This is a genomic window from Micromonospora sp. NBC_00821, from assembly GCF_036347035.1.
In the GTDB taxonomy this organism is placed as follows: domain Bacteria; phylum Actinomycetota; class Actinomycetes; order Mycobacteriales; family Micromonosporaceae; genus Micromonospora; species Micromonospora hortensis.
The window spans coordinates 1,664,287-1,677,153 of sequence record NZ_CP108880.1; the positions used below are offsets into that span (position 1 = coordinate 1,664,287).

The window sequence follows — 12,867 nt, forward strand, 5'->3', positions numbered from 1 at the left end:
GTGCGGGGTGCGGGGTGCGGGGTGCGGGGTGCCGGGTGCGGGGTGCCGGGGTGCGAGGTGCGGGCTGCGGGAGTGCCCGGGCTGCGGGGACGCGCGGGCGGGCGTGTGGGGTGCGCGGGGGTGCGGGGTGCCCGGGGTGCGGGGACGCGCGGGCGCGCGGCGTGCATGGTGCGGGAACACGCGGGTGTGCGGGAACGCGCGGGGCGCGGCGTGTGCGGGGTGCGGGGACGTGCCGGGCGGGTGTGCGGGGTGCCCGGGCTGCGGGGACGCGCGAGCGGCGTGCGCGGGCCGCGGGGTCAGGGGGCTGGGCGGGCGGCGGCGCTGAAGAGGTGTACGGCAAGGTCGGCGAGGGACGTGGCGGTCTGCTCGATCGGTTCACGGGGGAGCACGATGTGGCTGACCACCAGGCGGACGATGGTGTCGGCGGCGAAGGCCAGCGCGGCGTGGTCCGCTCCGGGCAGGTGGTCGCCGGCCCAGTCGATCAGAGCGCCGGACGCCTCGGTGAGGACAACCTCGGCCCGGGTGGTGAGGTACGGCAGTAGCTCGTCCGAGCCGCCCCGGGCGCTGGTCAGGATCGCCTTGATCAGCGGGTTCTCGGCCGCGGTGGTGAGGGTGTGCGCGATAGCCGCGTACGCGCCGGCGCGTACATCGGTGCCGTGGGCGAGCAGAGCGGTCCGGACGGCGCCGACGAACCGGTCCACCTCGGCGCGGGCGAGCGCCTCGGCCAGCCCTGCCTTGCTGCCGAACTCGTTGTAGACGGTCTGTCGGCTCACCCCGGCGGCGTTCGCGACGGCACCCATCCGGACGCCGTCCCATCCGGTCGCGACTGTCAGCGCGCGGGCGGCGTCGACGATGCCGGTCCGGACCGGCGTAGGGCTCCTCTGCTCAATCATGGTGGTCGAAGTGTAGGCCGGCGTGTCGGCCGGACCGGTCGGCGATCGGGCTGGTCGGCTGCAGGTGTCGGGCCACCCGGCGCACCCGGTTCGTGGCTCGGTGTGCCAGATCGGGGGCCTCGGGCTCGGGGGTGCGAGCCGCTCCGGCGTGCCGATCGGGGAAGGTCCTGACGGCGGATGCCGACGATGCCGCGCCCGAGCGCACCACCCTGACGAGCGGCGCATAGGATGTGCGGTCATGGCACGCGTGCTCACTCCCCGTGCGGAGGATTTCCCCCGCTGGTACCAGGACCTGATCGCCAAGGCGAAGCTGGCCGACAACGGCCCGGTTCGCGGCACCATGGTCATCCGACCGGCCGCCTACGCGATCTGGGAGCGTATGCAGGCGGAGATGGACGCTCGGATCAAGGCGGCGGGTGCGGAGAACGCGTACTTCCCGTTGTTCATCCCCGAGAGCTACCTCAAGCGCGAGGCGCAGCACGTCGAGGGCTTCTCGCCGGAGCTGGCGGTCGTCACCCACGGTGGTGGCAAGCCCCTGGCCGAGCCGGTGGTGGTGCGTCCGACCAGCGAGACGGTCATCGGCGAGTTCATGGCCAAGTGGATCGACTCGTACCGGGACCTGCCGCTGCTGCTCAACCAGTGGGCGAACGTGGTCCGGTGGGAGCTTCGTCCGCGGATCTTCCTGCGTACCAGCGAGTTCCTCTGGCAGGAGGGGCACACCGCGCACGCCACCCGTGAGGACGCCCGGGTGTACGCGCGGCGGATCCTGCACGAGGCGTACGAGGACCTGATGGTCAACGTGATCGGCATTCCGGTGGTGGTCGGCCTGAAGACGACGCGCGAGCGCTTCGCCGGGGCGACGGCCACGTACACCTGCGAAGGCATGATGGGCGACGGCAAGGCGTTGCAGCTGGGCACCAGCCACGAGCTGGGCCAGAACTTCGCCAAGGCGTTCGACATCAGCTACTCCTCCAAGGAGGGCGGCCGGGAGCACGCCTGGACGACCTCCTGGGGCACGTCCACGCGGATGCTCGGCGGCCTGATCATGGCCCACGGCGACGACAACGGCCTGCGCGTGCCGCCGAGGCTCGCGCCGATCCAGGCGTACGTCATGATCGTCAAGGACGGCGACGGCGTCGGCGAGGCGGCGGCCAAGCTGCGCGACGGCCTGCGCGACGCCGGTGTCCGGGTCGCGCTCGACGACCGGACCGACACCCCGTTCGGCCGCCGGGCCGTCGACGCCGAGCTGCGCGGCTATCCGGTACGCGTCGAGGTCGGCCCCCGTGATCTGGCCGTGGGCAACGCGACGGTGGTGCGTCGGACCGACGGCTCGAAGACCCCGACGCCGGTGGCGGACGTGGTCACCGCGGTGCTGGCCGCCCTGGAGACCGACCAGCAGGTGCTGCACGACCAGGCGCTGGCCAACCGCGAGTCCCGCACCGTGGAGGTGGCCACCCTGGCCGAGGCGATCGAGGCCGCCGCGACCGGCTGGGCGCGGGTGCCCTGGTCGGCGATCGGCGTCGCCGGTGAGGCGGAGGCGAACGGCCAGGGCGTCACTGTGCGCTGCCTGTTGCGCGCCGACGGTTCGGTACCGGACTCGGAGGACGAGCCGGATCTCGTCGCCATCCTCGCCCGCGCCTACTGAGGTGCGGCCGGGCAACCCCGTCGACCGGTTCGCGCCGGGTCGGCTGATCATGCATCGGAACGTGCGGCACGGCCGGATCGGGTGGGTCCGGCCGGCCCGCGTGGTCAGCGACGACGATCGAGGGTTGCTGGTCTGGATCGCGCGGGACTCGCCGGTGGCCCATGAGGTGACCGAGGCCGGGTTGGGGATGCGGGCGATGCCGTTCGCCGAGTGGATCTCGTCGACGTACCGGTTGGCGGAGGGACGTTGGAACGGCCCGCCGCTGTTGAAGTTCCTGCCCACCGGGGCGGCGCACTCCGTCTGGTGGTTCCGGGACGCCCAGGGCCGGTTCGCCCACTGGTACGTGAACCTCGAGGAGCCCGGTGTCCGCTGGGACGACGGCTCGGTTGCCGGCGTCGACGTGGTGGACCAGGACCTGGACGTGGTGGTGTGGCCGGACCGCAGCTGGGAGTGGAAGGACGAGGGCGAGTTCGTCGAGCGGCTCGCCTTCGGCGCCGACTACTGGGTGACCGACGAGAAGGCGGTCCGCGCCGAGGGGGAGCGGGTGATCGCGCTCGCCGAGGCTGGCGAGTTCCCGTTCGACGGCACCTGGTGTGACTTCGCACCCCCACCAGAGTGGGGCGTACCGGACAAGCTTCCGCCGGGATGGGACCGTCCGCCGGTGCGTTGAGTCGTGTTCCAGGTCACCGACGATGCGGTGTACGGGTCCGATGCGTGCGATCGGCAGCGGATCTGGCAGAATGGGTCGCTGGTATCCGGCGCGCGTCCGGCGCCCTCTAACCCGGGCACGTCGCCAGTCCACCGAGTAGTCTCCGGCCCAACCCCACGGGTCCGGTCGGCGCTCACCCATGCACACCGCCCGCCTGGGCCGGTGAGATCGCAACAGGAGCGAAACAACTGTGGCCGTAAAGATCCGGCTCCTGCGGATGGGCAAGATCCGCAACCCGCAGTACCGCATCGTCATCGCCGACTCCCGCACCAAGCGTGACGGTCGGGCGATCGAGTTCGTCGGGATTTACCAGCCCAAGGAAGACCCCTCGATCATCGAGGTCAAGTCGGAGCGGGTCCAGTACTGGCTGTCCGTCGGCGCTCAGCCGAGCGAGGCGGTGCAGCGGCTGCTCGAGCTGACCGGTGACTGGCAGAAGTACAAGGGCCTGCCGGCCCCGCCGCCGCTCCTGGTCGCCCCCGAGCGGGCCGACCGCAAGGCGACGTACGAGGCTGAGGCGAAGGCCGCCGCCGGGCTCGCCCCGGAGACCCCGGCCAAGCCGGCCAAGAAGGCCGCCAAGGCTGCCGAGGCTCCGAAGACCGAGGCTCCCGCTGAGGCTCCGGCGGCCGAGGCTCCGAAGACCGAGGCTCCGGCCGAGGCGCCGGCCGCTGCCGACGCCGGTGAGCAGGCCTGACATGCCACTGCGTCCGGCGTTGGAGCACCTGGTCAAGGGCATCGTCGACCACCCGGACGACGTCCGGGTGCGGCTTGTCGATTCCCGTCGGGGCAAGCGGCTCGAAGTCCGCGTGCACCCCGAGGACCTTGGCACTGTGATCGGGCGGTCCGGCCGGACCGCCAAGGCGCTGCGCCAGGTGATCGGCTCCATCGGCGGGCGCGGGGTTCGCGTCGACATCGTCGACTCGTACTGATGCAGCTCGTCGTCGGCAGGATCGGCAAGCCGCACGGTGTCCGCGGTGAGGTCACCGTGGAAGTGCGGACCGACGAGCCCGAGGCACGGTTCGCCCCCGGCACAGTGCTGCGCACTGAGCCGGGGGCGACACCCCCGCCTGCGCGCAACACCGTGCTGGGCACTGAGCCGGGGGCGACACCCCCGCCTGCGCGCAACACCGTGCTGGGCACTGAGCCGGGGGCGACACCCCCGCCTGCGCGCAACACCGTGCTGGGCACTGAGCCGGGGGCGACACCTGCGGACGAGCCCGGGGTGCCGTTCCGGGTTCCCGCGGAGCTGACCATCGAGGAATCCCGCTTCCACCAGGGTCGGGTGCTGATCGCGTTCGAGGGCATCCCGGACCGCAACACCGCTGAGGCTCTGCGCGGGACGCTGCTCGTGGTGGACAGCGCCGACGTGACCCCACCGGACGACCCGGAGGAGTTCCACGACCACCAGTTGGTCGGGTTGGCTGTGGTGACCCCGGCCGGCGAACACCTGGGCGAGGTCGCCCGCATCGACCACGCGCCCTCGTCCGACCTGCTGGTGCTGCGGCGCCCCGAGGGGCGTACCGCGTTGATCCCGTTCGTCCGGGCGATCGTTCCGGAGGTCGACCTGGCCGGCGGACGTGTGATCGTCGACCCGCCAGCCGGACTGCTCGACCTTTAGGACCAGCCCGCATGCGCGTCGACGTCGTGTCGATCTTTCCGGAGTACTTCGCCCCGCTGGACCTGTCGCTGATCGGGCGGGCGCGGGCCAACGGCGTACTCCAACTCGCCGTGCACGACCTGCGGACCTGGACCCACGACGTGCACCGCACCGTCGACGACACCCCCTACGGTGGCGGGCCGGGAATGGTCATGCGCCCCGAGCCGTGGGGTGAGGCACTGGACGCCCTCGCGCCGATCGACGCCCCACCGCCAAGGCTGCTGGTGCCGTCGCCGGCCGGTGCCCCCTTCACCCAGGCCATGGCGTACGAGTTGGCGGCCGAGTCGCATCTGCTCTTCGCCTGCGGCCGCTACGAGGGGATCGACCAGCGGGTCCTGGCGCACGCCGCCACCCGGATGCCGGTCACCGAGGTCTCGATCGGTGACTACGTGCTCTTCGGCGGTGAGGTCGCGGTCCTGGTGATGTTGGAGGCGGTCACCCGGCTGCTGCCGGGGGTGCTGGGCAACGCGGGCTCGTTGGACGAGGAGTCGCACGCGCACGGGCTGCTGGAGGCGCCGATCTACACCAAGCCGCCGAGTTGGCGTGGGCACGACGTGCCGGAGGTGCTCCGCTCCGGTGACCACGGCAAGATCGCCCGCTGGCGGCGTGAGGAGGGTCTGCTGCGCACGGCCGCCCGCCGGCCGGACCTGCTGGCCGCGTTGCCGGCCGATCGGCTCGACAAACGGGACATCGCGGCCCTGGACCAGGCCGGATTTCAACCTCCGCCGGGGGATGTGGCAAAGTAGGGGGGTTGCCGCATCCGTCCGCGCCCGCGGTCGGCTGCGAGGATCCCCGACCGGGGTCGGTCCGCCGATCACCACCCGGGAATCAGAATCACCCACCCGCGCACCGAGTGACGGTGCGCCGTGAGCCTTACGAGGACGCAGCGATGAACATCCTGGACGCCCTTGACGCCCAGTCGAAGCGGACCGACCTTCCCGACTTCCGGGCCGGTGACACCGTAAAGGTGCACGCCCGCGTCGTCGAGGGCAACCGGTCCCGTGTCCAGATCTTCCAGGGCGTCGTGATCCGCCGCCAGGGTGACGGTCTGCGCGAGACCTTCTCGGTCCGCAAGGTCAGCTTCGGTGTCGGCGTCGAGCGGACCTACCCGCTCAACGGCCCGGGCATCGACCGGATCGAGGTCGTGACCCGCGGTGACGTGCGTCGCGCCAAGCTCTACTACCTGCGCGAGCTGCGCGGCAAGAAGGCCAAGATCAAGGAGAAGCGGGAGAAGCAGCCCAGCTGACTTCCCGCTCGCCACGCCGCCCGAGCTGCGCGTATGCCGTACCGACCAGAGCGCATTACCCTGGTCGATACGGGCGCAGCGAGGCGGCGGTCCCGCCTAGGTGGCGGGTAGTTGTCCACTACCGCCCGTGGAGCCTCGACGAGGCTCCCGGGCGGTGGTGTTTTCTGCGGACCGGGGAGTGGCGTGGTGCAGACGCTTGACGAGGACGGCACCGTCGATCCGTGGCGCCGACGGGCTCGCCGCACCCGCCGGCAGATGCCTCTCTGGCAGGAGTTGCCGCTGCTGCTGGTGGTCGCGTTCTGCCTCGCGGTGCTGATCCGCACCTTCCTGCTCCAGGCGTTCTTCATTCCGTCCGGCTCGATGGAGGACACCCTCCTCGTCGGTGACCGGGTGCTGGTCAACAAGGTCGTCTACGACGTTCGTGACCCGCTGCGCGGCGAGGTGGTGGTCTTCCGGGGCACCGACCGCTGGGCGCCGCAGGTCGACGAGCAGCCGAAGCCCGGCGTCGGCGGCCGGCTCGCCCGTACCGTCGGCGACCTGGTCGGGGTGAGCCGCCCCGGTGAGAAGGACTTCATCAAGCGGGTGATCGGTCTCCCCGGTGACCGGGTCAAGTGCTGCGACAGCCAGGGCCGGGTGACAGTCAACGGCATCCCGCTCAACGAGTCGTACGTCCTGCGGGACTCACCCCTGGACCTGCCACCCAACCCGGCGGAGTGTCGCTCCCGGCGCTTCGACGAGATCGTCGTGCCACCCGGTCAGATCTTCGTGATGGGTGACCACCGCGAGGTCTCCCAGGACGCGCGTTGCCAGGGGCCGGTGCCGATCGACAACGTGGTCGGGCGGGCCTTCATGGTGGTCTGGCCGTCGTCGCGGTGGAGCGCGCTGTCGGTGCCGTCGACGTTCGAGGACGTCTCCGGGCCGGCCACGGCGTCCCCCGCTGCGCCTCCGGCGCGACCGACCCCGCAGGGCGGTGTGCTGCTGATGCTTCCGTTGGCAGCCGCGCTACGGGGTTCCCGCGCGTTCCGGACGGTGGCGTCCAGCCGGGCAACGTAGGCTCCTTGGCGTGATTGACGAGCAGACCGACAAGCCGCGCAGCTCCTTCTGGAAGGAGCTGCCGATCCTGCTGGGTGTGGCGATCCTGGTCGCGGTGCTGGTCCGCGCCTTCGTGCTGCAGACCTTCTTCATCCCATCCCCGTCCATGGAAAACACTCTCAAGATCGATGACCGGGTGCTGGTCAACAAGCTTGTCTACGACTTCCGGTCACCGCACCGCGGCGAGGTGATCGTGTTCAAGGCTCCGACCGCGTGGAGCGGCAACCCCGACGGTGAGGACTTCATCAAGCGGGTGATCGGCATTCCCGGCGACCACGTGGTCTGCTGCGACCCCGAGGAACGGCTGATGATCAACGGCAAGTCGCTGGACGAGCCGTACATCTTCTCCATGGACGGGATTCGCGACAAGGCCGCCGACCAGGAGTTCGACATCACCGTGCCGGAGGGCCGGCTGTGGGTGATGGGCGACCACCGGTCGGCCTCCGGCGACTCGCTGGAGCACTGGCAGCAGTCCGGGCAGAACATCACCGAGGCCACCATCCCCGAGGACGACGTGGTCGGGCGGGCGTTCACCGTCTTCTGGCCGGTCAACCGGGCCACCTGGCTGACGGTGCCCGACGGGTTCGACGGCATTCCCAAGCCGTAGGCCGACGGGGCGTGGGCGATCCGTCGTCGGTCTGGCAGGCTGGTGCGGTGACCGTGAGCGCGAGGAGTGAGCCTGCGAGCCCCGCAGCCGCGAGCAGTGGCGACCGTGCCTACACCCCTCGACGCGCGGCTCGCGTGCTGCTCGTCGACGCGGCCGGCCGGGTCCTGCTGTTCGAGGGCTTCGATCCGGCCCGACCCGGGCACCGCTACTGGTTCACTCCCGGCGGCGGGCTCGATCCGTCGGAGTCCCCGGCGGCGGGCGCGGCCCGGGAGTTGGCCGAGGAGACCGGCCTGCGGCTCGACCCGGCCCAGTTGGGCGAGCCGGTCTGGTCCGACGCGACCGAGTTCTCCTTCGACGGCATCTGGTACCGCCAGGAGCAGGATTTCTTCCTCTTCCGGGTGGATTCCTGGCGGGTGGACACCACGGGCTTCAACGACATCGAGCGACGCAGCATCGCCGACCACCGCTGGTGGGTTCCGGCTGAGCTGGCGGCCAGCGGCGACCGGTTCTACCCGCCCGAACTGCCCGCCCTGCTGACCCGACTGGGGCAGTCGAGCACCGCCGGCCGGGGCGAGGCGTCGTGCTGACCCCGCCGCGCACAGTGGTGCGCCGCGAGGCGGGCCTGTACGCCCTGGAGCGGGCGTTGCAGCGCCGTGGCTTCCGGCACGTCGCCGGCGCCGACGAGGCGGGCCGCGGGGCGTGCGCCGGTCCGCTGGTCGCCGCCGCTGCGGTGCTGCCCGAGGGGCGGCGCGGCGAGATCGAGGGGCTGGCCGACTCGAAGCTGCTCACCCCGGCCAGCCGGGAACGGGTGTACGCGGAGGTCGTGGACAGGGCGCTCGCGTACGCCGTGGTGGTCATCCCGGCCGAGGAGGTCGACGCCCGGGGTCTGCACGTGTGCAACCTGGCCGCGATGCGCCGGGCGCTCGCCTCGCTCACCACCCGCCCGGAGTACGTGCTGACCGACGGGTTCGGCGTGGACGGCCTGGGTGTGCCCGGGTTGGCGGTGTGGAAGGGCGACCGGGTGGCCGCGTGTGTGGCGGCTGCCAGTGTGCTGGCCAAGGTCACCCGGGACCGGCTCATGGTGGAGTTGGACGGGGTGTTCCCGGCGTACGGCTTCGCCGAGCACAAGGGCTACATCACCCCGGAGCATTCGGCGGCGCTGCGGGAGCACGGGCCGTGCCGGGAGCACCGGTTCTCGTACGTCAATGTCGCCGCGGTCTCCGGTCGCGACGGCCGGCCGCCGCGCGCCCGACGGCCCGGCGGTCACGGCCTGGATGAGCCGATGGAGCGCTCGTGGGCGTCAGGGGGTACCGTCGGCGTGGCGTTGGGCGAGCAGCCTCGGCCTCCGACGCCGGTGGGGGAAGATGTGGCCATGGAAGGCGGAGTGCGATGAGCGCGGAAGATCTCGAGAAGTACGAGACCGAGATGGAGCTGCAGCTCTACCGGGAGTACCGCGACATTGTCCGCCAATTCTCCTACGTGGTGGAGACGGAGCGTCGGTTCTACCTGGCCAACCAGGTCGACCTGCACGTGCGTAACTCCGACGGCGAGGTCTACTTCGAGGTCGAGATGCACGACGCCTGGGTGTGGGACATGTACCGTCCCGCCCGCTTCGTGAAGAACGTCCGGGTGATGACCTTCAAGGACGTCAACGTCGAGGAGCTGGAGAAGCCCGACATCTCACTGCCCGCCGACTCCGGCTTCGGCGGCTGAGCGCACCCGAGCCGCCGGGCAGTGCCACGGGCCCCCCACCCGTGGCGTGACACCCGCCGCCGATCACTCGGCCGGCACCACGACCTCGACCCGCTGCACCATGTTGTTGGCGAAGCCGCCACGATTCCATTGTTGCTCGACCGACTGGGTTCGCCCGGACGCGTCGGTAGCCCGCGCGCCGAGCACGTACCGGCCGGGGGTGGCGACCCACTCGTGCCGCCAGCGCCGCCAGGCGAAGTCCCCCGCGTCCGTCGGGTCCAGTTCGGCCGGCGTCCAGCTCTGGCCCCCGTCGGTGGTCACCTCCACGGCGACCACCGGAGCGTGCCCCGACCAGGCCCGACCATCCAGCGTGCACGGGCCCTGTCGCAGCACTCGACGGCGGGACATGAAGTCGGGGAAGCCGGGCGGGCGGACCAGCGCCCGCGGCTCGATCCGGGTCACCGGCACGCCCGGGTCGTCGGCGTCGCGGCGTACCCGGTAGGCCACCGCGTTCTGGTACCCCTCGAACGGCTCGGTCCGCAGCTCGATCGAGTGGACCCACTTCACGTGCGCCATGCCGTACCAGCCCGGCACGATCAGCCGCAGCGGCGCGCCGTGCTGCGGCAGCAGGGGAGCGCCGTTCATCTCGTACGCCAGCAGCACCTCCTCGCGCAGCGCGTCGGCGACCGGAAGCGCCCGCTGGTAGTCCTGCTCGATTCCGCGCTCCACGCCGTGATCGGCGCCGGTGAAGACCACGTCCACCGCGTCCGGGTCGACGCCCGCCTCGCGCAGCAGCGGAGCGAGGGGAGTGCCGGTCCACTCCGCGTTGCCGACCGCCTCGACAAGCCACGGCTGGCTGACCGGCCGGGGGTGCAGAAGGGCCCGCCCGTTGCCGGCGCACTCGAGTGTCACCTGCCGGGTGACGCGGGGCAGCTCGCGCAGGTCGGCGAGGGTGAGCGTCAACGGACGGTCCACAGCGCCGCCGATGGTCAGCGTGTGCGTCGCCGGGTCGAGTTCCGGGATGTCGTAGTGGATCAGCAGGTAGTGCAACCCGGCCGGTGTGACGTCGTAGCGCAGCGCCTCCAACGGGATGCCGTGGTTGCGGGCCGCGAGCTGCAACTCCTCGGCGCTGATCGTCTCGTCCGGCTCCGCGAGCCGGGACGGGCCGCTGACGTCGGCCACGGTGGGCCCGGTGGAGGACGGCGTCCGGTTATCGAGAGTGGTCATGCGGCCTCCCCGGCACAGACGGCGGCGTCCGCCGTACGCGGCCCAGCCTAGGCCCTCGGTGGCGGCCCGAAAACGGCACCGGAGGTGCGGCGGCGTTCGCGCGACGGCCGTGGACAGCGTCCCGCCGTTCCCGGCATAGCAGATCATCGAGGGCATCGGGTGGTCGTCCACAGCACCTCCGGTTGTCCACAGCCCCGTCGGCAGGGCCGGCGGACGACCCCGCCTCGGCAGCAGGCTGGCGTCATGCGAGAGCCATCCGTCCGTTCGATCCGCTGCACGCTGCTGCTCTGCGCCGCGCTCCCGCTCGCACTGACCGTCCAGCTCTGCGGGCTGGCGGTGCTGATAGCGGCGGTGCCCGGCCAACCACCGACCCCGACCGTGCCGGCCGCGGCCCTGGCGGAGCCGGTCGCGGCCCCGAGCGTGCCGGTCGCTGGCCTGGCCGTGCTGGCAGTCGACCCGGTGCCCGCCGGGCGGTTCCGCTGGCCGGTGGACGGGCCACCCCGTCCGGTGCGCCGGTTCGACAGGCCGCCGCGACCGTGGCTGCCCGGCCATCGCGGCGTCGACCTGGCCGCCCCCGCCGGAGCGGTGGTCCGCAGCGCCGGGCCGGGCACAGTGCTCTTCGCCGGCCTGGTGGCCGGTCGACCGGTGGTCACCGTCGGGCACGCTGACGGGCTACGAACCACCCACGAACCGGTCCAACCCGCTGTACGCCCCGGCCAGCCGGTCACCGCCGGCGCTCCGCTGGGCGAGTTGCTGCGCGGGCATCCGGGGTGCCCGGCCGAGGCGTGCCTGCACTGGGGCCTGCGCCGGGGCGAGGAGTATCTCGACCCGCTGGCCCTGCTCGGCCTCGGCCCGGTGCGTCTGCTCCCGGCCGGTCCGGTCCCGGTGTCCGCTTCCGGCCGTCAGGTCAGCGCTGGGCGAGCAGTGCCGGCAGCCGTGCGCCCAGCCGTTCGTACTCGTCGGCGGCGTTGTAGACCTGGCCGGTGAGTCGCAGCCACCCCCGACCACTCCAACTCATCACCGCCACCTCGGCGGCGAGCCGCTCACCGATCCGCGCCTGCAACGCCCGCGCCGCGTCGATAGTGGTGCCCGTGCCGGCCGGCAGCGGGATGAGGCGCAGCGCCACCCCCGGCCCACCGGGGTCGGGCAGCTCGGCGGGGGTCACCCCCAGGGCGTCCCCCACCACCCGCTGGCCGTACGCGGCGAGCGCCGCGTTGTGCGCCCGCACCCGGTCGACGCCGAGACCGCGCATGGTGAACAGGCCCGCCGGGGCGGCCAACCAGGGCGTGTAGTCGAGCGTCGCCTGCCACTCGAGCCGGGCCGGGAAACCTGACTCCTGCTCCCAGGACACCACCAGTGGCTCGATCCGGTCCCGCCACTGCGGTGCCACAGCCAGCAGGGCCGTCCCGCGCGGGGCGTAGGCCCACTTGTGCAGGTTGCCCACCCAGAAGTCCGCGCCGATGCTGGCAACAGTGGTGGGCAGCATGCCCGGGGCGTGCGCGGCGTCCACCAGGACCGGCACGCCGTGTTCGCGGGCCACCGCGACGATGGCGGCGGTCGGAAAGAGCTTGGCGGTGGCCGAGGTGAGCTGGTCGACGACGAGCAGCCGGGTCCGCCCGGGGCGCAGTCCGGCGCGGATGCTCTGCACGATCTGCTCGTCGGTGGCGGCCAGGGGGATCGGCAGGACCCGGCTGACCGCGCCGGTGCGACGGCACTCGCGCTGGATGGCAAGGCTCACCGCCCCGTACCCGTGGTCGGTGCTCAGCACCTCGTCGCCGGCCTTGAGGCCCACCGACTGGAGCACCACGGCGACGCCGGTGGTGGTGTTGCCCACCAGGGCACTGCCATCCGGGTCGGCGCCCAGGAACCCGGCCAGGTGCCGGCGGGTGTGCGCGATCCGGTCGACCAGCCCCTGCGTGAAGAAACGCAGCGGGTTCGCCTCCATCTCGTCGCGCAGCCGCTGCTGGGCGCGCTGCACGCCGATCGGCACCGCGCCGAACGAGCCATGGTTGAGGTGGCTGACCGCCGGGTCCAGGGAGAAGAGCAGACGGGCGCCCGGGATCGGCTCAGGAGGATTCGGGACGCTCACTTGATGATCGTAA

At 72.1% G+C, this 12,867-nt stretch carries 16 protein-coding genes; 13 read left to right on the plus strand and 3 right to left on the minus strand.

Features of this window, described 5'->3' with window-relative positions; genetic code table 11:
* Positions 1-296 precede the first annotated feature (296 nt).
* Positions 297-893, minus strand: coding sequence for a TetR/AcrR family transcriptional regulator (locus OHB44_RS07790; RefSeq protein WP_238686892.1), 597 nt, complete (start codon positions 891-893; stop codon positions 297-299).
* A gap of 238 nt (positions 894-1,131) precedes the next feature.
* Here OHB44_RS07790 and proS point away from each other — a divergent pair, with 238 nt between their 5' ends.
* The 12 genes from proS to OHB44_RS07850 all read left to right on the plus strand — a co-directional run bounded on the left by proS (position 1,132) and on the right by OHB44_RS07850 (position 9,559).
* Entirely contained in the window at positions 1,132-2,538 is a 1,407-nt protein-coding gene (proS, locus tag OHB44_RS07795; protein ID WP_238686891.1) for a proline--tRNA ligase, read from the plus strand.
* Between the two features lie 49 nt (positions 2,539-2,587).
* Positions 2,588-3,208 carry a DUF402 domain-containing protein gene (locus tag OHB44_RS07800; RefSeq protein WP_238686890.1) on the plus strand — a complete coding sequence of 207 codons (621 nt, stop codon included), beginning with the start codon at positions 2,588-2,590 and terminating at the stop codon, positions 3,206-3,208.
* Positions 3,209-3,437: 229 nt separating this feature from the next.
* A complete protein-coding gene (rpsP, locus tag OHB44_RS07805) occupies positions 3,438-3,938 on the plus strand; it encodes a 30S ribosomal protein S16 (RefSeq protein ID WP_091400275.1) in 501 nt (166 codons plus the stop codon).
* Positions 3,913-4,173, plus strand: coding sequence for an RNA-binding protein (locus OHB44_RS07810; protein WP_186718042.1), 261 nt, complete (start codon positions 3,913-3,915; stop codon positions 4,171-4,173). The genes rpsP and OHB44_RS07810 overlap by 26 nt, the downstream gene beginning before the upstream one ends.
* A complete protein-coding gene (gene rimM / locus OHB44_RS07815; RefSeq protein ID WP_330440107.1) occupies positions 4,173-4,862 on the plus strand; it encodes a ribosome maturation factor RimM in 690 nt (229 codons plus the stop codon). Before OHB44_RS07810 ends, rimM begins: the two co-directional genes overlap by 1 nt.
* Before the next feature lie 11 nt (positions 4,863-4,873).
* On the plus strand, positions 4,874-5,647 hold the full coding sequence (gene trmD, locus OHB44_RS07820) for a tRNA (guanosine(37)-N1)-methyltransferase TrmD (RefSeq protein WP_330440108.1): 774 nt from the start codon (positions 4,874-4,876) through the stop codon (positions 5,645-5,647).
* 143 nt (positions 5,648-5,790) lie between these two features.
* A complete protein-coding gene (rplS, locus tag OHB44_RS07825) occupies positions 5,791-6,147 on the plus strand; it encodes a 50S ribosomal protein L19 (RefSeq protein ID WP_030335223.1) in 357 nt (118 codons plus the stop codon).
* Between the two features lie 183 nt (positions 6,148-6,330).
* A complete protein-coding gene (gene lepB, locus OHB44_RS07830) occupies positions 6,331-7,200 on the plus strand; it encodes a signal peptidase I (RefSeq protein ID WP_238686886.1) in 870 nt (289 codons plus the stop codon).
* Positions 7,201-7,210: 10 nt separating this feature from the next.
* The gene (gene lepB, locus OHB44_RS07835) at positions 7,211-7,846 is read left to right on the plus strand and encodes a signal peptidase I (protein ID WP_238686885.1); all 636 of its coding nucleotides are present in this window, start codon (positions 7,211-7,213) and stop codon (positions 7,844-7,846) included.
* 53 nt (positions 7,847-7,899) lie between these two features.
* Positions 7,900-8,433 (plus strand): NUDIX hydrolase, encoded by a 534-nt coding sequence (locus OHB44_RS07840; RefSeq protein WP_266305203.1) that lies wholly within the window; start codon positions 7,900-7,902, stop codon positions 8,431-8,433.
* On the plus strand, positions 8,427-9,239 hold the full coding sequence (locus tag OHB44_RS07845) for a ribonuclease HII (protein ID WP_238686884.1): 813 nt from the start codon (positions 8,427-8,429) through the stop codon (positions 9,237-9,239). The genes OHB44_RS07840 and OHB44_RS07845 overlap by 7 nt, the downstream gene beginning before the upstream one ends.
* A complete protein-coding gene (locus tag OHB44_RS07850) occupies positions 9,236-9,559 on the plus strand; it encodes a DUF2469 domain-containing protein (protein WP_007075222.1) in 324 nt (107 codons plus the stop codon). The genes OHB44_RS07845 and OHB44_RS07850 overlap by 4 nt, the downstream gene beginning before the upstream one ends.
* Before the next feature lie 63 nt (positions 9,560-9,622).
* Here the strand turns inward: OHB44_RS07850 and OHB44_RS07855 are convergent, their stop codons facing one another.
* The gene (locus OHB44_RS07855) at positions 9,623-10,765 is read right to left on the minus strand and encodes a sulfite oxidase (RefSeq protein WP_330440138.1); all 1,143 of its coding nucleotides are present in this window, start codon (positions 10,763-10,765) and stop codon (positions 9,623-9,625) included.
* 282 nt (positions 10,766-11,047) lie between these two features.
* Here OHB44_RS07855 and OHB44_RS07860 point away from each other — a divergent pair, with 282 nt between their 5' ends.
* Complete coding sequence (locus tag OHB44_RS07860) at positions 11,048-11,752, plus strand: murein hydrolase activator EnvC family protein (protein WP_372488402.1); 705 nt, start codon at positions 11,048-11,050, stop codon at positions 11,750-11,752.
* Here the strand turns inward: OHB44_RS07860 and OHB44_RS07865 are convergent.
* Complete coding sequence (locus tag OHB44_RS07865; RefSeq protein ID WP_330440142.1) at positions 11,673-12,854, minus strand: aminotransferase class V-fold PLP-dependent enzyme; 1,182 nt, start codon at positions 12,852-12,854, stop codon at positions 11,673-11,675. The genes OHB44_RS07860 and OHB44_RS07865 overlap by 80 nt on opposite strands.
* Positions 12,855-12,867: the final 13 nt, after the last annotated feature.